The sequence below is a fragment of the Qipengyuania pacifica genome (genome assembly GCF_019711555.1).
Lineage (GTDB): Bacteria > Pseudomonadota > Alphaproteobacteria > Sphingomonadales > Sphingomonadaceae > Qipengyuania > Qipengyuania pacifica.
Genome location: NZ_JAIGNQ010000002.1, coordinates 1 through 19,157, shown reverse-complemented (window position 1 = coordinate 19,157; position 19,157 = coordinate 1). Strand labels below are relative to the sequence as shown.

Genomic DNA, 19,157 nt, shown 5'->3' with positions numbered 1-19,157 from the left:
CGCCCCACGGCGCGGCAGAGGGCGGTCCATGAGTTTCAGAACAGTCCTGTCGGACCCCATGCTGCGCATGCTGGTCACCGCCATAGCGCTTGCCGCCCTGCTGCCTGCGACAGGCGACGCGCGGGGAGTAGCCCAGGCGGTGGCGAATGCCGCGATCTTCGTCCTGTTTCTGCTGAACGGAATGCGGATAGCGCGCGGCGACATCGTGGCCGGTGTCGCCAACTGGCGGTTCCTGCTGCCCCTGATCCTGTGGGTCTTCGGCGCAATGGCGGTGATCGGACTGGCACTGTCGTCACTTGCGAGTGCCTGGCTGGCGCCATCCGTGGCGCTGGGTTTCCTGTATCTGGGCGTGCTGCCGTCCACCGTCCAGTCAGCGACATCCTATAGCTCGCTGGCAGGGGGCAATGTCGCGCTGTCGGTGGTGGCCGCGGCGCTGCTCAACATCCTTGGTGTGTTCGTGACGGTCCCTGTCTTTCTCGCGCTGGGCGGGAGCGGCAGCGGGGATGTGGGGATCGACGCTTTCGTCAAGATCATGCTGCTGCTGGTGCTGCCCTTTGCCATCGGCCAGTTACTGCAAAGCCGGACGGTCGCGTTCACAAACAGCCACAAGGGAAAGATCGTGTGGGTCGATCGCTTCGTGATCTCGGCAGCGATCTACGTGGCGTTTTCGGGCGCGGTAGAGCAGGGTATCTGGACCCGGGTCGATGCGCTCGACTGGTTGGGTATCGCAGGGCTGGTCGCAACATTTCTGTTCGTCGCGAACATCGGGGCTTGGCTGACGGGCAAGGCTCTTGGCCTCGCGCGCCCGGATCGCATTTCGTTCCTGTTTGCCGGCGCGCAGAAGAGCGCAGCAGTGGGCGCGCCGCTGGCCACCATCCTTTTTCCTGCCGACCAGGCGGGGTTCATCGTGGTGGCGCTGCTGCTCTATCACCTGTTCCAGCTGGTGGTGGCAGCGCCGATCGCTAGTCGGCTGGCGGCGTCATCGCATCTTCGGGATGGCGGCGATTGTGCCGCACCGACCACGCGAAGCTGAGCCCGATAAGAACGGCGCCCAGCAGTCCGGTGATCGTTTCCGGAATATGGTAGCGGGCCGACAGCAGCATGATGATCCCGAGCACGATGATCGCCCAGAACGCGCCGTGTTCAAGGTAGCGATATTGGGCCAGCGTGCCGGTGCGCACCAGATGGATCGTCATCGAACGGACGAACATTGCCCCGACAGACAGGCCCAGAGCGATGATGATCATGTTGTTCGACAGCGCGAAGGCGCCGATCACGCCGTCGAAGCTGAAGCTGGCGTCGAGGACTTCCAGATAGAGGAAACCGCCGAGGCCTGATTTGACGATTTCGCCGGTAGCCTTCTTGGCCGCTTCGCGTTCCTCGATCAGGGCCGCGATGGCGTGCACGGCAATGAAGGTCACGAGGCCGAGGATGGCAGCGGTGAGGAAGGTAATGGCATCGGCCGGCGCCAGCATGGTCGAGACCGTGTAGACCAGCACGAGCACGAGCCCGATTTCGATTGCGGGAACATTGGAGAATTTGTTGATCGTTTTTTCGACCGCCGCGATCCAGTGCACTTCCTTGTCGTTGTCGAAGAAGAAGGTCATCCCCACCATCGCCAGGAAGGCGCCCCCGAAACCGGCGATGCCGATGTGCGCATCGGACACGATGCGTTCGTATTCGGCGGGATTGTTGAGGGACAGGGAAACCGCCTCGAGAGGTCCGACCTTTGCTGCGATGGCGACGATCGCAATGGGAAAGACGATGCGCATGCCGAAGACCGCGATCAGGATCCCGATGGTCAGGAAGCGCTGCTGCCAGACCGGATCCATATCGCGCAGCACGGTGGCGTTGACCACGGCATTATCGAAGCTGAGCGAAACTTCGAGGATCGAGAGAACAAGGACGATCCATAGAATGCCGAGGGTGGCGGTGATCGATCCGGTGCTCGCCCAGCCATACCATGCAGCCAGCGCAAAGCAGACCGCGGTAAAGGCGAAGGAGAACGCGTAGTATTTGCGCATGGTTTCCATGGGAGATGCTCGGTTGGTCAGCCCTTGGGCTGATAGGTTTGATCGGAGGTCGGGAAACTGCGCGCACGCACTTCTTCGGCGTATTTCACCACCGTGCGTTCGATGACGCCGGCGATGTCTTCATACTTCTTCACGAAGCGGGGAACGCGATCGAACATGCCCAGCATGTCTTCGGTCACGAGGACCTGCCCATCGCATTGGGCGGAAGCGCCGATGCCGATGGTAGGACAGGAGACCGTCTTCGTCGCTTCTATCGCGATCGGTTCGAGCACGCCTTCCAGGACGATGGCGAAGGCCCCTGCCTTGTCGAGCGCCTGGGCATCGCCAACGATCTTCGTCGCTTCCGCATCGTCGCGGCCGCGCGCGCCGTATCCACCGAGCACATTGACCGCCTGTGGGGTGAGGCCGACATGGCCCATGACGGGAATGCCCCGCTGATTGAGGAAGGCCACGGTTTCGGCCATCTGTTCGCCGCCTTCGAGCTTGACCGCGGCTGCGCCCGACTGCTTGAGCAGGAAAGTGGCGCTTTCGAACGCCTGCTGGGGCGACTGTTCGTACGATCCGAACGGCATGTCGACCACGACAACGGAATGATAGCTGCCCCGCACGACGGCCGCGGCGTGATTGGCCATCATGTCGAGCGTGACGGGGATGGTGGTGGGCAGGCCGTAGATGACCTGCGCCAGAGAATCGCCCACCAGCAGGATATCGCAATGCGCATCAAGCAGTTGCGCCTGGCGCGCGGTGTAGGCCGTGAGCATCACCAGCGGTTCACGCGTTTCCCCGTCCGCCTTGTGTGCCCGGATCTTGGGCACTGTAAGCCGTTTCATCGGCTGCGGTGTGGGATTGGCACGGCTGGTGCTGGTATCGAGCTGGAAGGTTGTAGACATGGTCGCTCCAGTAGCAATCGCGTGGACGATGGCAAAGCGAAGCTTGGAATTCCACGGTATTCCGTGTCTAAGGACGCAAATTTCATGCGCGCGGCAGCAATAGTCGCGATCCGGGAGGTGTAAAAACGATGGTCGCAACCACCACTTCGACAAGCGAAGGCTGGTCCTCGCGTTCGGCATTCATCCTTGCTGCGGTAGGGGCTGCAGTGGGGTTGGGGAACATCTGGCGCTTCCCGACACTTGCCGGGGAAAGTGGCGGCGGGGCCTTCGTAATCTTCTATATCGCCTGCGTGTTCCTGCTGGGTCTGCCGCTGGTCCTGTCCGAAGTGTTCATCGGCAAGGCGGGACAGACGGACGCCGTGGGATCGATCCGGCGCGTTGCCGCACAGTCCAAGGCATCGCCAAGCTGGGCGATTTTCGGCGGCGTGGGTGCGCTGGCGGCGTTCCTGATCGTTTCGTTCTATTCCGTGGTGGCGGGCTGGGTGCTCTATTACGCGGGCATCATGGGCGGCGATCTGGTCCAGGCCATTCTGGCCGGTGACCCCTTCAGAGGCGCGCTGGCCGGTGAAAGCCAGGATCAGATCCAGCAGCGGCTGAGCGACATGTTCGCCAGCCCCGGTCTGCTGCTGGGCGTCCACTTCGTCTTCATGGGACTGACGCTCTATATCGTCGCGCGCGGTGTGAGTTCGGGTATCGAAAAGGCGGCGACCTATCTGATGCCCATGTTCTTCGTCCTGCTGGTCGGGCTGGTGCTGTATGGCGCCATCGAAGGCGACATCGGCCAGGCCGCTGCATTCCTGTTCACTCCGGACTGGTCGAAGCTGACCCCGCAGGTCATGAATTCCGCCCTGGGGCAGGCCCTGTTCTCGCTGTCGCTGGGGGTTGCCGGGCTGATAACCTACGGATCTTATATCAAGGAAGGCAGCGGCCTTGGCCCGACGTCGGCCCTGATCGCGGTAGCAGATACCTGCGTGGCCCTGCTGGCCGGCCTGATGATCTTCCCGATCGTGTTCGCCGTGGGCCTCGATCCCGCAGCGGGGCCGACGCTGGTGTTCCAGACTTTGCCCTTCGCATTCCAGACCATGCCGGGCGGCGCCCTGTTCGGTTTCCTGTTCTTCGTCCTCATCCTGGTGGCGGCGGTAACCAGTTCGATTTCGCTGCTGGAAGTGCCGACGGCCTGGGGCATCGGCGAGCGTGGCTGGAGCCGCCCGAAATCGGCGCTAATCTTCGGCGGCGGTGCCTTCCTGATGGGGATAGCCTGCCTGCTGGGTTACAATGTGTGGGCCGATGTGCGCCCGCTGGGCTTCTGGAGCCTGTTCGCGGATACCGATATCCTGGACACGGTCGATGGATTTACCGGCAAGGTGATGCTGCCGGTCGGCGCGCTGCTGACATCGATCTTCATCGGGTGGAAAGCGGACAAGAACCTGCTGCTGACCACGACGGGACTGTCCCCGCTGGCCTTCGGCATATGGCGTTTCCTGATCGCGTGGCTATGCCCGCTGGCGGTTGCCATTATCCTTACAACCGGCCTGTTTCCCTCAATTCTGGGTACTTGATACGAATTCGGCTTTTCGGGCGAGGAATTAGCATTTAATTGCCGTAGTCCGGCTGGCGGAGCAGGGTAGTCCTGCGGCGGGCCTGTGGGGGGCCATAGGCCGCATGATTTTCGACAGAGTAAAACCGCTCGACGCCATTCTGGCCGCAGCGGAGAAGAAGTCGCTGAGCCGGTCGCTTGGCTGGTTCCAGCTCACCCTGATGGGCATCGGTTGCGTTATCGGCACGGGCATTTTCGTGCTGACCGCCGTCGGGGCGCAAAAGGCCGGACCCGGCCTGATGATCGCCTTCGCCATAGCCGGCGGCGTCTGCATCGTGGCCGCGCTCTGCTATGCCGAAATTGCCGCGATGATACCGGTCGCCGGATCGGCCTATACCTACAGTTACGCCACCATCGGTGAATTCTTCGCCTGGACGGTGGGCTGGGCGCTGATCATGGAATACGCCATCGCCGCATCGGCGGTTTCGGTGGGCTGGTCGGGCTATTTCTCGGGGACCGTGCTGGGCGGACTGGGTATTCATCTGCCCGCCTGGTTGAGCGCGGGGCCGCTGGCCCTGGGCGGGGCCGCAGGCGGGTTCATCAACCTTCCTGCGCTGGTGATCGCGCTGCTAGTGACCGGCCTGCTGGTCATCGGCACGAGTGAAAGCGCCAAGGTCAATGCCGTCCTCGTCATCGTGAAGGTTACGGCGCTGACCGCGTTCGTGGCGATCACGCTGACGAGCTCGGAATTCGAAGCGTCGCATTTCAACCCGTTCCTGCCGGCCGGGGTCTTCGGCGGTTGGGGAACCGGGGTGGGCGCAGTCGGTGCGGCGGCGACCATGTTCTTCGCCTATGTCGGTTTCGATGCGGTTTCGACCGCGGCGGAGGAAACCAAGAACCCGCAGCGCAACGTACCCATCGGGTTGGTCGGATCGCTGCTGTTCTGCACGATCTTCTACATCCTTGTCGCTGCAGGTGCGATCGGGACCATCGGCGGGCAGCCGATCATGGATGCAATGGGCATTCCGCTGGAAGCGGGATCGCCCGAACTGGCGCGCCAATGTGCGATGCCGCAATATGCCGATGCGCTGGTCTGTTCGAACGAACCGCTGGCCCATGTGCTCAAGATGCTGGGCTTTTCCGGCTTCGGCAATGCGATCGGGCTGGCAGCCTTCCTCGCGCTGCCTTCGGTCATCCTAGTGCTGATTTTCGGGCAGACGCGCATCTTCTTCGTGATGAGCCGCGACGGACTGCTGCCCGAACGGCTGAGCCGGGTGCACCCACGGTTCAAGACGCCGCATGTCGTGACCATCATCACCGGTCTTGCCGTGGCCATCGGGGCGGCATTCTTCCCGGTCGGTCAGCTGGCGGATATCTCGAACGCGGGAACGCTCTATGCCTTCCTGATGGTGGCAGTGGCCGTAATGGTGCTGCGCGTGAGGGATCCGGGGCGCAAGCGGCACTTCAAGGTACCCATGGTGTGGGTCGTCGCGCCGCTGACGATCATCGGCTGCGTGCTGCTGTTCTTCAACCTGCCGAGTGCCGCCATGCTGTTCCTGCCGGGGTGGGGGATCATCGGCGTGGTGATCTATGTGCTCTATTCGCGCAGGCGCAGCCATCTGGGGCAGGGCATTGTCGAAGTGGTCGACGATGTTGCCGGAGACGAGACGATGGTGCCGATCGAGCCTGGCAGGAAGAACGACTGATACAAGAAGGGGCGCCCGCTGAGGCGCCCCTTTTTGATTAGAGAGACGGTCGGATCAGATATCGACCGTGTCGACGTGGCGTTTTTCCGCTTCGTCGTGGACCGTCATGCCCAATGCCATCTTCGCGGTATTCAGGAGGCCGATGTCGCCGTCCCAGATTTCCGCATCGCCCAGATCCATGCGCAGGAACAGGATATCGGGATCGGTCTTGCCGCCATCGTACCAAGCTTCGATGAAATTATTCCAGAACTGGTCGAACCGCTCCTGACTGGTTTCCTTCACCAGCGTGCCGTTGAAGCGGGCGAACATGTCGTGACCCTTTCCTTCGAAGGTCGCGGTGGCGGAACCGAGCCTGGCAAAGTCGCTCTTGGTGTGGGTGAAGAACCAGATCGAACTGTTAGCATCCTTGTCGAGCTGCGGGCTCATCGGCACCGCAGTGGAGCTGTCGTTCGTGAGCTGTAGGAACAGAAATGGGCTGTCTGCCAGCGACTTCCAGAACTTCTTCTTGAGGTCTTCCGGATTTCCTTCGGCGTGTTTCATTGATCGACTCCTCGTGAGATTTGTCTTCATGCAATGATCGACACGTCTGTTCGGTCCCGCGGGTGGATGCAGCGAAAACGGAGAGGGGGGCAAATTATATCAAACGATATTTGCAACGGGAGGTGTTGAACATATATAGAACAAATGGCCTCTGCCTCCACCCTTCAGAAGCTCGAAATTCTCGCGGATGCGGCGAAATACGATGCATCCTGCGCGTCTTCGGGTACGTCGAAACGCAATTCGGTTGGCGGGAAGGGGATCGGGTCGACGGAAGGGATGGGCATCTGTCACGCCTATGCGCCGGACGGTCGCTGCATCAGTCTGCTGAAGATCCTGCTGACCAATTACTGCGTGTTCGATTGCCACTACTGTATCAATCGCAAGAGTTCGAACGTCGCGCGCGCCCGGTTCACCCCGCAGGAAGTGGTGGATCTGACACTGGCGTTCTATCGGCGTAATTATATCGAGGGGCTGTTCCTTTCGTCAGGCATCGTCAAAAGCTCCAATCACACGATGGAGCAGCTGGTCGAAGTGGCGCGCATCCTTCGCGAAGAACATGATTTTCGCGGTTATATCCATCTCAAGACCATCCCCGAAGCAGATGCGGAAATCGTGCATCAGGCCGGGCTGTATGCCGACCGCGTTTCGATCAATGTGGAACTGCCGACCGATAGCGGGCTGACCCGCCTCGCGCCGGACAAGAATTCCGGACAGATCGAAGGAGCGATGGGCAAAGTGACCAGCGACATCGCCGAGCTGAAAGATGCGCGTAAGAAGTTCAAACATGCTCCGCGTTTTGCCCCCGCTGGGCAATCCACGCAGATGATCGTTGGCGCGGACACGGCGACGGACAGCGATATCGTTGGCAAGGCGAGCCGGCTTTACGACAGTTTCAAACTGCGGCGTGTATATTACAGCGCGTTTTCTCCCATTCCCGATGCGAGTGCGGTTCTCCCGTTGAAGCGGCCGCCATTGATCCGCGAACACAGGCTATACCAATCGGACTGGTTGATGCGGTTTTACGGCTACAAGCCGGCCGAGGTGATGCAGGCGACAGAAGCGGATGGAAATCTGCCGCTGGACATCGATCCCAAGCTTGCCTGGGCGCTCAAGTTTCGGGAGCAGTTCCCCGTGGATGTAAATCGCGCCACGAAGGAGCAATTATTGCGCGTGCCTGGACTGGGCGTCAAAGCGGTTCACAAGATCCTTACCAGTCGCAGGCACCGGACGTTGCGGCTCGACGATGTGGCGCGGCTTACGCTGTCCATCACCAAGGTTCGACCGTTCATCTGCACCGTAGATTGGCGTCCTTTAATGCTTACGGACCGCGCAGACCTGCGCACGATGCTCGCGCCCAAGACCGAGCAGCTGGAGCTGTTTTCGGCATGACCATGCTCCAGGTCGCGCGCGCAGGCAGTTTCCATGTGGTGCATCTGCCGGTAGCGGATGATTTCGATTTCTGGCGCGATTGCGCGCGAGCACTGATTCAGGCTCAGGTTCCGCCCGATCGTATTTCCTGGATCGAACCGGGAGGGAGCGGCGACCTTTTCGCGCAAGGTGACCATGGTGTTCCTACGCCGACTTCAGGTGCTCCGCCTGTACGCGCCAACCGTCGGTTCGTGAATCTGGCAAGAAATGCCGCGCTTCATTCCGATCCGGAGCGGTTCGCGCTGTTGTACCGGCTGTTATGGCGGTTGCAGGCAAATCCCGGGATGATGGAGGACAAGGCTGACGACGATGTCCGCAAAATCGAGGAGCTGGACAAAAATGTTCGGCGCGACAGTCACAAGATGCATGCATTTGTGCGGTTTCGCCTCGTCGAAGCGGATGAGGCAGAAGGCGGTGATCGATACGTCGCCTGGTTCGAGCCTGACCATCATATTCTGCGCGCCAATGCGGGTTTTTTCATGCGCAGGTTTGCCAATATGCGCTGGTCGATCCTTACGCCTCGCGGAAGCCTTCACTGGGACGGCGAAACCATGACCGAGGGGCCGGCGGCAGAGCGCTCCGATGCTCCGCAAGGCGATCCCATGGAGGATTTATGGCGCACTTATTACGCGTCCATCTTCAATCCGGCGCGTCTCAAGATCGGCGCGATGCTTAAAGAAATGCCGAAGAAATACTGGAAGAACATGCCTGAAGCGGCGCTTATTCCCGAGCTCGTCGCAGGGGCCCAATCCCGTGAGGCGAAAATGGTCGAGAAGGGAGCGCTGGAATTCGACGAGCGGCCGGAGACTTTGGCCGCGATCGACAAGGCTATATCAGCCTGTCGCGAATGCCCGATCGGATTGCTCGATAATCACGCCGTCATGGGCGAAGGGCCGCAGGACGCTGCCTTGATGATCGTGGGCGAACAGCCGGGCGATCAGGAGGATATCAAGGGCCGACCCTTCGTCGGCCCAGCGGGACAATTGCTCGACGATCATCTGCAGATGGCGGGGATCGATCGAAGCGCGGCTTATGTCACCAACGCCGTAAAGCATTTCAAATATGTTCAGCGCGGAAAACGGCGCATTCACCAGAGCCCGGCGGCAAAGGAAATCGATACGTGTCGGTGGTGGATGGAAAGCGAAAGAGCGATCGTTCAGCCGAAACTGGTGCTGGCGATGGGGGCCAGTGCAGCTCGGGGCATGCTCGGTAAAACGGTCAGTATTTCCAAGGCTCGGGGCGCACCGATCCAGCTAGAGGACGGCAGTGAGTTGTGGGTGACAGCGCACCCATCCTATCTGCTGCGTCTGGATGGGGCCGCCAGGGATGAACAGGTGCGCTTGTTCGACAACGACCTGCGGGCGGTGCGACAACGTCTCGAGGAAATCGCTCAGCGAGCGTGACCCGCATCCACCACGCCGGTTCTGTGCAAGCATCGTTAGGTGAGGAACAATTTGCCGCGACCACAGCTACTTAGAAACATAGGTAGCAGCCGAGTACCATCGGGAAGGGCGAAGTGTTGGAATATCGATGGTAAAGGCGCATTTTTCCAAACGCATCGGCAAGTTCACCGGCGACCGCCGGGTTCTGGTATTCCTGATCTTGGCCAGCCTGCTGATAGCTGGCCGCGTGTGGCTAGCCGAACATCCCGAGCATGACCCCTGGGCGCCACTGGACCTACGCGATCCTGTGGGGTGGGCGACGGAAGCCAAGTTGCAATCCCTGCGTGAGGATGTGGCCGAATGCCGGGGCGTTCTCGACCGAAGCGATGTGGTCCACGAAATACTCGAGCCGGCGGGCGAAGGTGCTTGCAGGCGGGAAGACCGTACCGTCCTTACCGGGCTCCCGTTGTCGCCGAATAGTCCGCCTGTGACATGTTCGGCATCGATTGCGCTGCTGTTGTGGGAACGCGAGGCAGTGGCACCGCTAGCCGAAGAAATCTTCGGTTCGAAAATTCAACGTATAGAGCATCTTGGAGCGTATTCCTGCCGCCGTCTCTACGGGCGTGATTCCGGTCCTTGGAGTGAACACGCGACTGCCAACGCCATAGATATTGCGGGTTTTGTCCTTGCGGATGGCACGCGGATCAGCGTGCTGAACGACTGGTCGGGAGAAGGCGACAAGGCACAATTCCTGCGAAGGGTGCGCGATAATGCCTGCGACAGCTTCTCGACTGTCCTTTCACCCGATTACAACGCGGCCCATGCCGATCATTTCCATCTCGACATGAGCCCTCGCTGGCGCAGCGTTTGCAGATAGGCCGCTACGCTTCGAGCGAGTAACCTGCGCTGCGGACGGTACGCACCGGATCCTTGGCGCCTTCAATCTCGATCGCCTTGCGCAAACGGCGAATGTGTACGTCGACCGTGCGCAATTCGATTTCGCTTTCGGTACCCCACACGCCGTCGAGCAATTGCCCACGGCTGAACACCCGACCCGGGCTTTCCATGAAGAATTTCAGCAGCCGATATTCGGTTGGTCCGAGTTGGAGCGCGCGGCCGCGGCGGGTGACTTTGTGCGCTACGGGATCAAGCAGGATATCGCCGACTTCGATGCTTTCCCCTGCCAGGGCAGGGCGGATGCGCCGCATGACAGCGGCAACCCGCGCGAGAAGTTCGCGTGGCGAAAAGGGTTTGGTGAGGTAATCGTCCGCGCCGGTATCGAGACCGCGGATGCGATCATCCTCTGCCTCGCGCGCGGTAAGCATGATGATCGGAACATGCGCGGTATCCTTGTCCCGTCGCAAGCGGCGGCAGACTTCGATCCCGCTGGTACCTTCGATCATCCAGTCCAGGATAACCAGGTCCGGCACGTCTTCCGATGCGAGAAGCAGGGCTTCATCGCCATCCGACGTCGTGCGGACGTTGTAGCCTTCATTGGTGAAGCGATATTCGAGCAGTTCGGAGAGGGCCGGATCGTCCTCTACCAACAATAGTTTGGCCGCGTGCAAATCCTTGCCTTTCCGGGAGTTCTCTATCTCGGTCGGCATGGCTTTATGACCTTCAAACTACAGTTTTGTGTCAACTGTCCTCGTCGGGCGGATAGTTTCCGGTTGCGGCGAAATGCACCATTTCAGCAACATTCGTTGCATGATCGCCGACACGTTCGAGATTGCGCGCAATGAAGAGCATCTGCGCCGCGCTCGAGATCGTGGAAGGGTTTTCCACCATGTGACTGACGAGGTTGCGGAAAATCGAGTTGTAGAAAGCGTCGACCTTCTCATCCGTCGCGATGACTTCGCGGGCAAGTTCGGCATCGCGTGCGGCATAGGCGGTCAACACATCGTGAACCATTTCCGCGGCGACTTCGGCCATCGCGGGGAGCAGCGTGAGCGGTTCGAACTGCTTGCGGTTCGGGCCGATCTGCTTGCTCGCCTTGGCGATGTTCTTCGAATAATCGCCGATCCGTTCGACGACGCCGGCAATCTTGAGAGCGGCGATCACTTCGCGCAGATCGTCGGCCATTGGCGCGCGGAGGGCGATAATACGGACCGCGAGCTTGTCGATCTCGGTTTCGAGCGCGTCGATCTTCTTGTCGCCCTTGATGACCAGGTCGGCAAGCTCGTCGTCGCCCTTGACCAAGGCCTCTAGCGAACGCTCGACAGCCGCTTCGGCGAGCCCGCCCATTTCGGCAATAAGGCCGCGCAGCCGCGTAATATCTTCGTCGAAGGCCTTTACAGTGTGTTCTTGCATCGAATTCATGGCCTTATCCGTAGCGCCCAGTGATGTAATCCTGGGTGCGCTGTTCGTGCGGATTGGTAAATATGTCAGAAGTGCGACCATATTCCACCATTTTTCCCAAGTGGAAGAAGGCGGTACGCTGACTGACACGTGCGGCTTGCTGCATGGAATGGGTAACGATCACGATGGCATAACGGCCATTGAGTTCGGCAATCAGTTCCTCGATCTTGGCAGTCGCGATCGGGTCGAGGGCCGAGCAGGGTTCGTCCATCAGGATCACTTCCGGATCGACCGCGATAGCGCGGGCAATACAAAGACGCTGTTGTTGCCCCCCAGACAAGGCGGTGCCGCTATCCTGAAGGCGATCCTTCACCTCTTCCCACAGGCCCGCGCGCCTGAGCGATTTTTCCACGATGGCATCGAGTTCGTCCTTGCCCTCGGCCAGACCGTGGATCTTCGGGCCGTAGGCGATGTTTTCGTAGATCGATTTGGGGAATGGGTTGGGTTTCTGGAAAACCATGCCCACCCGCGCGCGCAATTGCACCACATCCATGCCGGAGCGGTATATGTCCCGGCCATCCAGTTCGATCTCGCCTTCGACGCGGGCCGAAGGGATCGTGTCGTTCATACGGTTGAGCGTGCGCAGGAAGGTCGACTTGCCGCAACCGGATGGACCGATGAATGCCGTCACATACTGGGTCGGGATATCGATCGAGACCTCGTCGATAGCCTTCTTGTCGCCATAGAAGACGGAAACCGCCTTGGCGCTCATCTTGGCTTCGGTCTTCTCGAGGTTGTCGTGGACTACGGTCACCAGGTTTTCTCGAATTTGTTACGCAGGTAGATGGCGAGCCCGTTCATGACGAGCAGGAACAACAATAGTACGATGATTGCCGCACTCGTGCGTTCCACGAAGCCGCGGTCGATTTCATCCGACCAGAGGAAAATCTGCATCGGCAATACGGTTGCCGGTGATGTAAATCCGTCGGGCGGGGTCGCGACGAAAGCGCGCATGCCGATCATCAGCAGCGGTGCCGTTTCGCCCAGAGCGCGGGCCATGCCGATAATGGTACCGGTAAGTATACCGGGGAGGGCGAGCGGCAGAACATGGTGGAAGACCACCTGTACGGGCGATGCGCCGACAGCCAGCGCCCCGTCGCGAATGCTCGGCGGTACGGCCTTGATCGCGTTGCGTCCGGCGATGACGATTACGGGCATCGTCATCAACGCCAGCGTCATGCCGCCGATGATCGGCGCGGATCGCAGGTTCGGAAAAAGGGTCAGAAATACGGCAAGGCCAAGCAGACCGAAAATGATCGAGGGAACCGCCGCCAGATTGTTGATCGACAGTTCGATCACGTCGGTCCACCGGTTCTTGGGCGCATATTCTTCCAAGTAGAGCGCAGCGAGGACACCGATCGGGAAGGCCAGCGCAAGGGTGATGAGCATGGTCAGGATCGAGCCCTTCAGCGCGCCCCAGATACCCACTTGCTGCGGGTTGGTGGCGTCCGAACGGGTCAGGAACCCGGCATCGAACCGTTTTGCGATCTGCCCGCGTTCGGAAAGCTGCGCGGCCAGCGCCCGCATTTCAGGCGAACCTTCGCCCTGATAACCAGAAGCGAGGCTTGCAGATGCCGGTAGCCAGAAACTTGCCTGGGTCTGCAGGACGGAAGGATTGCCGATGATTTCGTCGGCAACATCGCGCCAGGCCTGACCGCCAAGCTGAGAGGCCGCTTCTTCGCCGAGATTTTCCTGCGCGAAATACTGAACGACGTCGCGCAGCCCTTGCGCTTCGAGGGTCTGGATTGCGCCCGGTTGATCCATGGTCGCAGGATCTGCCGCGATGCCGGCCTGTGTGAAGTCGATCGGAACTTCGAGCTCGACGCGCTGGAAACCGCCGATGCCGTTGAGCGTCATCGTCCCGAGCAGGAACAGCAACACGGCGACCGAGAACAGGATCGCGCCAAGGCCAAATGCCTTGAAGCGACGTTCCGCAGCGTAGCGTTTCTTCAGGCGAGCTTCGAAAGCGGCCTGGCGCGTGGGATCGAGACGCTCAGTCATAAGCTTCGCGGTACCTCTTGACGACGCGGAGTGCGATAAAGTTGAGGCCCAGCGTGACCATGAACAGGACAAACCCCAGCGCAAAGGCGCTCAGAGTGGCGGGATGATCGAAACTTCCTTCGCCTGTAAGCATGGCCACGATCTGCACAGTGACCGTGGTCATCGATTCGAGCGGGTTGGCAGTGAGATTGGCGGCAGTCGATGCGGCCATCACTACGATCATCGTTTCACCGATCGCGCGGCTGACAGCGAGCATGATGCCGGCAACGATGCCGGGCAGGGCCGCGGGTACGAGGACGCGGCGGATGGTTTCGTTCGTCGTCGCCCCCATGGCGAGACTTCCGTCACGCATGGATTGGGGCACGGCGGCAATGCTGTCGTCAGCCATGGACGAAACGAAGGGAATGATCATCACGCCCATCACCAGGCCTGCGGCAAGCGCACTTTCACTGGACGGGTTCGTCGCACCTAGAGAGATAGCGATGTTGCGGATGGCCGGAGCAATGGTCAGCGCGGCGAAATAACCGTAAACCACGGTCGGCACACCGGCGAGGATTTCAAGCGCAGGCTTGATCCATTTGCGCAGGGCCGGGTCGGCATATTGCGTCAGATAGATCGCGCTCATCAGGCCGAGGGGGATGGCCACGATCATTGCGATGATCGCGCCGATGAACAACGTCCCCCAGAAGAGGGGCACCGCGCCGTAGCGACTGCTGTCGGGGTTGGCGGCATTGGCCATGGGGTCTGGGCCCCAGTGCGTACCGAACAGAAAATCGATCGGCGAAACCATCCCGAAGAAGCGGATCGTTTCGAAAATCAGGCTGGCGAGAATGCCGAGCGTGGTGAGGATCGCGACCAACGAAGCGCCCAACAGGATCGCCATCACGATTCTCTCGACCTTCGAACGGGCCGCAAAATCGGGCTTGAGGCGCAGGAATGCCCAGGTGCCCCCAAGGAACGCGATCAGCAGCGTTACGACGACGCCGATCAGATTATAGTGGGACAAGGCAGCGCGAAACGGTTCGACCAGACCGGCGGCCTGCGGATTGAACACGCCGGGTGCTGCACCGGTAGCTACGGCCCGCGCTTCGTTGAGGATCGTCTGGCGCTGGAAACCGAAGGAAGGAAGCTCCGCCGCTGCCGGGCTGGCGAGCACGGATTGGCTGACCAGACCGGGCGCGATCGCGCTCCACAAGGCAACGAATGCCAGAACCGGCAGAACCACCCACAGGGCGACATACCAGGCATGATAGTTCGGGAGGCTGGCAATGCGGCCATCGGCGCTGGACCGGCGGAAGGTCCACGCACGCGCACGGGCCGCCAGCCATCCGGCAAGCCCGAGCCCGAGGGCCAGGAGAAGCAGAATGGCGGGCGACATAAGTGTATTCAGACCTTACTTGAGCTGCGCGCCGTCGAGCGTGGTGAACTCTGTGGCTGCTTTCTGGTTGGCCGCCATAACGTCGTCAGGCGAGGCGACAAGACCAATCTTGGCCAGATCGCCATCCTTTGCCCACATCTTCGTCCACTCGGCGAGATATTGCTTCAGGCCAGGAATCGCATCGAGATGCGCTTTCTTGACGTAGACATACAGCGGGCGGGCGCCCGGATATTCGAAGCTCGAGATGTTTTCGTACGTCGGGGCCACGCCGTTCATGTGGAGGCCCTGAACCTTGTTCGAATTTTCTTCGAGGTAGCTATAGCCGAAGATCCCGACGGCATTGGGATTGCCTTCGATCTTCTGGACGATCAGGTTGTCCTGCTCGCCTTGATCAACATAAGCGCCGTCCGACCGGACTTCGGTACAGAGCTGGCCGAAACGATCCTTGTCGGTTTCCTTCAGCGCCTCCATGTTCGGGTCGGTTTCACAGCCTGCTTCCAGAACCAGTTCTTTCAGCGCGTCGCGTGTGCCTGAGGTGGAAGGCGGGCCGTACACCAGGATCGGCAGGTCCGGCAGCGAGGGATCCACATCGGACCAGGTCTTGGCGGTTTGCGGTTTGCCATAGGGCGACGCCGCCAGAGCTTCGTAAACGATTTTCGGTGTCAGGTTCATGGTGATGCCGTTCTTCGCCGATGCGAAGGCAATGCCGTCGAGGCCCACCTGAACTTCGATGATGTCGGTCACACCATTGGCCTGGCAACCTGCGAATTCGCTGGCTTTCATGCGGCGCGAAGCATGTGTCATGTCCGGGGTGCTGGCCCCCAGACCTGCGCAGAAGAGCTTCATGCCCCCACCAGTGCCGGTCGCTTCGATAATCGGCGAACGGAAATCGGGGTGCGTACGAACGAAGGATTCCGATACCGCCTTGGCGAAGGGGAAGACCGTCGAAGAACCGACTGCACGAATGGAATCGCGCGAGCCGCCATCGGTGCCGCCGCAGGCAGCAAGAGCAACGGCGGATACGGCAGCGAAGATGAAAGATTTTGTCTTGGTCATGGGATGCCCTCGGGGATTGATAGCTAGCTGCGCCAAAGCGCTTCTATATTACATGGTTGCGACAGATATTTGACTTGGGCCGTGCCCTGCGATCAGAAATCGACCTGGGCACGCACGCCGAGGACGTTGACATCGTAATTGCTGTCACCGTCGGCCGCGGGAATAGCTGCATCGGTGTAGTGGAGACGTCCGTAGTTCACGAGCAAAAGGGTATAGGCTGTCGGCTTCCAGATCAGCGACGCGAAATATCCGGCCTGTTTGCCCCCGAGTATGCCGGCATCGTTCAGATCCAGGTGGTCGTAGCGAACGTTGAACTGGACCGAGCCGATTCCGCCTTTGCCCAGCGGCGCGTTGGGTTTGACGCGATCGAATTTGCCTTTTTTGTAGGTGCGCGAATCCTTCGTCAGGAACACACCCGCTTCGACGGAACCGCCAAAAAACCCGGGATCGTTCGCAGTGCTGGTGACATCGACGAATTGCCAGTATCCCTCTGCGGCGGCATGAAAGCGTCCCCGGACCACCGCTGTCTCCACACCCAAACTGGTCTCGCTCTGTGCAGCGATCCTGCGCGTGTCGATGAAACGCTTTTCCGTAAAATGGACAAGTGGGCGCTGACGATATCTGACTGTCGCGTCTGGCTGGCCAAGATCGTTGTAATGAAACGATCCGCCAATATGCCATTGGGTCGCACCTGTCTTGGGCATGTAGACCGCGCGGATATCGACGCCGCGGTTATCGTCGGCCGTATCTTCGATGTTGTCGGTGAAGAATCCGCCTTGGATGAGCAGGGCGTCCTTCGAATAGGTGGCCGAAACGCCGAGCTTGCGCCTCAGGTCGAAGGCGTCGGTGAAGGCGGCCCGTTCGATAAACGAGGTGTGCAGGCTGCTGGTCAGTTCTTCGAGAGACTGGAAACTGTTGTGTTGACCGACGATAATTTCCACCGGGCCGGTCGTGTAAGAAAGGTCGGCGTCGAAGACTTCGCCTATCTTGTTCACGAAGCCCAGTTCCACCTTGTAGCCGAACCCGCCGGGGATATCCCCCGCTGCACCCAGACGCGCACGCCGGACCTCGTGAGCGAACCCGTCGTCCACGCCAGTCGATGCGGGGGCATCTATGAACCCGCCGTCCAGCATCAGCCGTCCATGCGGTTCGAAGCTCCAGCCGTTATCCTTGCTCTTGCCGGTAGGGGCCGGTGCGCCCTGCGTTTCATACGCCGCGTTCGGCGCCACCCTGATCTTGCCGACCGGCAGTTTGGCCCGAGACTTCGTAATCGCAAGTTGAGGACGCGCAGCCGCGACCTTGACGGTCGAAACGGAATTGTTCTGCGCGTAAGCCGGGCCCGCCAGGAATAGGGCGAACAAGCTAGCCGGCAATATCACTCGGTTGAGAACAGCCATTGGTGCAGCTCTTTTTCGGACGGAAGATTACGATCTAGCGACGCCCCTATGACCGGGAAATTACACTTCTGTGACACATGCCAATCGAAATGAGTGTCCACTGAAAACGCACGATCAATCGATCACTCGGCCGTGTCATCTTTCTCAAGCGGCAGAACTACCGTAACCCGCGTACCTTCGCCAAGCGTGCTGTCGATATCCAGGCGGCCGCGATGCCGTTCGACGATGTGCTTTACGATCGCGAGACCAAGCCCTGTTCCCCCGGACGCGCGGCTGCGGCCGGGATCGGTACGATAGAACCGCCGGGTAAGGTGTGGGATATGTTCCGCAGCAATGCCTTCCCCGCGATCGGTCACTGTCAAGCGGACCCGATTCTCGCCCTGTGGATGCAGGCGGACGGCTAGAGGTTGATCCGATGCGCCGTATTTGAATCCATTATCGACGAGATTGCGGACAAGCTGTTCGAGCTGTTGCCGGTCGCCGCGGACCGGGAACGCTCCGGTTGATTCGAAATCTAACAGACCCGATCGTTCGCCATTGGCTGCATCGCTGGCCGCGCGTTCGGCCAGTTTCGATAGATCGAGCGTATCGCTGGGCAGGTCGTGCTTCTCAGCCTCGATTCGCGACAGGGACATAAGGTCGCTGACGAGATCCTGCAGACGCTTCGCCTCGCGCTGGATCGTACTGAGAAACTTGTCTGCCATGTTCGGTTCGAGGCTTTCGACGTCTTCGCGCAATGTTTCGACGTAACCGATAATCGACGCCAATGGCGTCCGCAGTTCATGGCTGGCATTGGCGACGAAATCCGTGTGCGCCCGCGAAATATCCGCTTCGGCCGTCTTGTTCACGAACTCGATAACGGCCAGCCCACCGGGCAGGGTCTTGCGATTGATCCGCCAGATATCGGTACGGCGATTGAGGCCGCGGACAACTGCCCCGCCTTCGCTATCGCGTGCAAGCAATCGGATTGCTTCGGGCTGGCGCAGAGCCATTCGTACATCCTGCCCGACGATATGGCTGCCGAGCAGAGTGCGCGCCGAAAGGTTTGCAATGATGACCCGGTCTCGTTCGGTGATGACCACCGGCGTTTCGGAATGTTCGAAGAGGTCTGCCATGTTGTCGCGCGTAAAGGCCGGGCCGGCAGGGGCAGCCTTTGATTCGGGGGGGCGGGCAGCCACGAGATAGAGAGAACCAACCCATACCAGCAGGACGAGCCCGACGTAGATCAGATCTACGCCGAGAGTCGCGAGAATGATGCAGGCGACGAACGCCAGCACAAATCCTGACCAGGGGAAGCTCGGCTCGCTCATCGCGGTCGCGGCTTAGCGGGCCGAGACGATGTGCGCCACCTGCTTTGTTTCCAAGATTGTGGAAGTGGTGACCCGTACGGGAATCGAACCCGTGTTTCAGCCGTGAAAGGGCCGCGTCCTAACCGCTAGACGAACGGGCCA

Annotated in this window: 17 protein-coding genes and 1 tRNA gene; 6 read left to right on the top strand and 12 right to left on the bottom strand. The window is 60.3% G+C overall.

Translation table 11 applies throughout. From position 1 onward, the window contains the following. The first annotated feature begins 28 nt into the window (after positions 1-28). Positions 29-1,033 carry a bile acid:sodium symporter family protein gene (locus K3177_RS05385; protein WP_221597481.1) on the top strand — a complete coding sequence of 335 codons (1,005 nt, stop codon included), beginning with the start codon at positions 29-31 and terminating at the stop codon, positions 1,031-1,033. On the opposite strand, the gene K3177_RS05380 is transcribed toward K3177_RS05385, so the two are convergent. Together K3177_RS05380 and panB are read right to left on the bottom strand one after the other, a co-directional pair. Continuing rightward, positions 963-2,033: a DUF475 domain-containing protein gene (locus K3177_RS05380; RefSeq protein ID WP_103023353.1), complete on the bottom strand. Its 1,071-nt coding sequence runs from the start codon at positions 2,031-2,033 to the stop codon at positions 963-965. The two genes, K3177_RS05385 and K3177_RS05380, sit on opposite strands and share 71 nt — an antisense overlap. Positions 2,034-2,050: 17 nt before the next feature. Beyond that, on the bottom strand, positions 2,051-2,923 hold the full coding sequence (panB, locus tag K3177_RS05375; RefSeq protein ID WP_103023354.1) for a 3-methyl-2-oxobutanoate hydroxymethyltransferase: 873 nt from the start codon (positions 2,921-2,923) through the stop codon (positions 2,051-2,053). Positions 2,924-3,051: 128 nt separating this feature from the next. Here panB and K3177_RS05370 point away from each other — a divergent pair, with 128 nt between their 5' ends. After that, positions 3,052-4,482, top strand: coding sequence for a sodium-dependent transporter (locus K3177_RS05370; RefSeq protein WP_221597480.1), 1,431 nt, complete (start codon positions 3,052-3,054; stop codon positions 4,480-4,482). Positions 4,483-4,585: 103 nt separating this feature from the next. Then, positions 4,586-6,166 (top strand): amino acid permease, encoded by a 1,581-nt coding sequence (locus tag K3177_RS05365; protein ID WP_221597479.1) that lies wholly within the window; start codon positions 4,586-4,588, stop codon positions 6,164-6,166. A gap of 54 nt (positions 6,167-6,220) precedes the next feature. On the opposite strand, the gene K3177_RS05360 is transcribed toward K3177_RS05365, so the two are convergent. Further along, complete coding sequence (locus K3177_RS05360; RefSeq protein ID WP_103023357.1) at positions 6,221-6,706, bottom strand: pyridoxamine 5'-phosphate oxidase family protein; 486 nt, start codon at positions 6,704-6,706, stop codon at positions 6,221-6,223. Positions 6,707-6,850: 144 nt separating this feature from the next. Between K3177_RS05360 and K3177_RS05355 the strand changes: the two genes are divergently transcribed. The 3 genes from K3177_RS05355 (at position 6,851) to K3177_RS05345 (ending at position 10,393) form a co-directional block, all read left to right on the top strand. Next, entirely contained in the window at positions 6,851-8,095 is a 1,245-nt protein-coding gene (locus K3177_RS05355; RefSeq protein WP_221597478.1) for a putative DNA modification/repair radical SAM protein, read from the top strand. Further along, positions 8,092-9,537: a UdgX family uracil-DNA binding protein gene (locus K3177_RS05350; RefSeq protein ID WP_221597477.1), complete on the top strand. Its 1,446-nt coding sequence runs from the start codon at positions 8,092-8,094 to the stop codon at positions 9,535-9,537. Before K3177_RS05355 ends, K3177_RS05350 begins: the two co-directional genes overlap by 4 nt. Positions 9,538-9,664: 127 nt before the next feature. Continuing rightward, positions 9,665-10,393, top strand: a complete 729-nt coding sequence (locus tag K3177_RS05345) for an extensin-like domain-containing protein (protein WP_221597476.1) — start codon at positions 9,665-9,667, stop codon at positions 10,391-10,393. 4 nt (positions 10,394-10,397) lie between these two features. Here K3177_RS05345 and phoB read toward each other — a convergent pair whose 3' ends face one another. The 9 genes from phoB to K3177_RS05300 form a co-directional block, all read right to left on the bottom strand. Further along, positions 10,398-11,084: a phosphate regulon transcriptional regulator PhoB gene (gene phoB, locus K3177_RS05340; protein WP_221598074.1), complete on the bottom strand. Its 687-nt coding sequence runs from the start codon at positions 11,082-11,084 to the stop codon at positions 10,398-10,400. 70 nt (positions 11,085-11,154) lie between these two features. Further along, complete coding sequence (gene phoU, locus K3177_RS05335; RefSeq protein ID WP_103023361.1) at positions 11,155-11,826, bottom strand: phosphate signaling complex protein PhoU; 672 nt, start codon at positions 11,824-11,826, stop codon at positions 11,155-11,157. Positions 11,827-11,839: 13 nt separating this feature from the next. Beyond that, positions 11,840-12,586 carry a phosphate ABC transporter ATP-binding protein PstB gene (gene pstB, locus K3177_RS05330; RefSeq protein WP_221598073.1) on the bottom strand — a complete coding sequence of 249 codons (747 nt, stop codon included), beginning with the start codon at positions 12,584-12,586 and terminating at the stop codon, positions 11,840-11,842. Between the two features lie 38 nt (positions 12,587-12,624). Continuing rightward, a complete protein-coding gene (gene pstA / locus K3177_RS05325) occupies positions 12,625-13,875 on the bottom strand; it encodes a phosphate ABC transporter permease PstA (RefSeq protein ID WP_103023363.1) in 1,251 nt (416 codons plus the stop codon). Continuing rightward, positions 13,868-15,253 carry a phosphate ABC transporter permease subunit PstC gene (gene pstC, locus K3177_RS05320; RefSeq protein WP_221597475.1) on the bottom strand — a complete coding sequence of 462 codons (1,386 nt, stop codon included), beginning with the start codon at positions 15,251-15,253 and terminating at the stop codon, positions 13,868-13,870. Before pstC ends, pstA begins: the two co-directional genes overlap by 8 nt. A 15-nt stretch (positions 15,254-15,268) precedes the next feature. After that, positions 15,269-16,309: a substrate-binding domain-containing protein gene (locus K3177_RS05315; protein ID WP_196846255.1), complete on the bottom strand. Its 1,041-nt coding sequence runs from the start codon at positions 16,307-16,309 to the stop codon at positions 15,269-15,271. 92 nt (positions 16,310-16,401) lie between these two features. Further along, positions 16,402-17,706, bottom strand: coding sequence for an OprO/OprP family phosphate-selective porin (locus tag K3177_RS05310; RefSeq protein WP_221597474.1), 1,305 nt, complete (start codon positions 17,704-17,706; stop codon positions 16,402-16,404). A 122-nt stretch (positions 17,707-17,828) separates the two neighbouring features. Continuing rightward, positions 17,829-19,016, bottom strand: a complete 1,188-nt coding sequence (locus tag K3177_RS05305) for a sensor histidine kinase (RefSeq protein ID WP_221597473.1) — start codon at positions 19,014-19,016, stop codon at positions 17,829-17,831. A gap of 65 nt (positions 19,017-19,081) precedes the next feature. Then, positions 19,082-19,156, bottom strand: a tRNA-Glu gene (locus K3177_RS05300). Position 19,157 lies beyond the last annotated feature (1 nt).

Excerpts from the sequence above, each read along its gene's own strand:
- K3177_RS05345 (WP_221597476.1), top strand. The coding sequence starts at position 9,665 with ATGGTAAAGGCGCATTTTTCCAAACGCATCGGCAAGTTCACCGGCGAC.
- pstB (WP_221598073.1), bottom strand. The coding sequence starts at position 12,586 with ATGAGCGCCAAGGCGGTTTCCGTCTTCTATGGCGACAAGAAGGCTATC.
- pstA (WP_103023363.1), bottom strand. The coding sequence starts at position 13,875 with ATGACTGAGCGTCTCGATCCCACGCGCCAGGCCGCTTTCGAAGCTCGC.
- K3177_RS05380 (WP_103023353.1), bottom strand. The coding sequence starts at position 2,033 with ATGGAAACCATGCGCAAATACTACGCGTTCTCCTTCGCCTTTACCGCG.
- panB (WP_103023354.1), bottom strand. The coding sequence starts at position 2,923 with ATGTCTACAACCTTCCAGCTCGATACCAGCACCAGCCGTGCCAATCCC.
- K3177_RS05305 (WP_221597473.1), bottom strand. The coding sequence starts at position 19,016 with ATGAGCGAGCCGAGCTTCCCCTGGTCAGGATTTGTGCTGGCGTTCGTC.
- K3177_RS05360 (WP_103023357.1), bottom strand. The coding sequence starts at position 6,706 with ATGAAACACGCCGAAGGAAATCCGGAAGACCTCAAGAAGAAGTTCTGG.
- K3177_RS05385 (WP_221597481.1), top strand. The coding sequence starts at position 29 with ATGAGTTTCAGAACAGTCCTGTCGGACCCCATGCTGCGCATGCTGGTC.
- pstC (WP_221597475.1), bottom strand. The coding sequence starts at position 15,253 with ATGTCGCCCGCCATTCTGCTTCTCCTGGCCCTCGGGCTCGGGCTTGCC.
- K3177_RS05315 (WP_196846255.1), bottom strand. The coding sequence starts at position 16,309 with ATGACCAAGACAAAATCTTTCATCTTCGCTGCCGTATCCGCCGTTGCT.
- K3177_RS05310 (WP_221597474.1), bottom strand. The coding sequence starts at position 17,706 with ATGGCTGTTCTCAACCGAGTGATATTGCCGGCTAGCTTGTTCGCCCTA.
- K3177_RS05365 (WP_221597479.1), top strand. The coding sequence starts at position 4,586 with ATGATTTTCGACAGAGTAAAACCGCTCGACGCCATTCTGGCCGCAGCG.
- K3177_RS05350 (WP_221597477.1), top strand. The coding sequence starts at position 8,092 with ATGACCATGCTCCAGGTCGCGCGCGCAGGCAGTTTCCATGTGGTGCAT.
- phoU (WP_103023361.1), bottom strand. The coding sequence starts at position 11,826 with ATGCAAGAACACACTGTAAAGGCCTTCGACGAAGATATTACGCGGCTG.
- K3177_RS05370 (WP_221597480.1), top strand. The coding sequence starts at position 3,052 with ATGGTCGCAACCACCACTTCGACAAGCGAAGGCTGGTCCTCGCGTTCG.
- K3177_RS05355 (WP_221597478.1), top strand. The coding sequence starts at position 6,851 with ATGGCCTCTGCCTCCACCCTTCAGAAGCTCGAAATTCTCGCGGATGCG.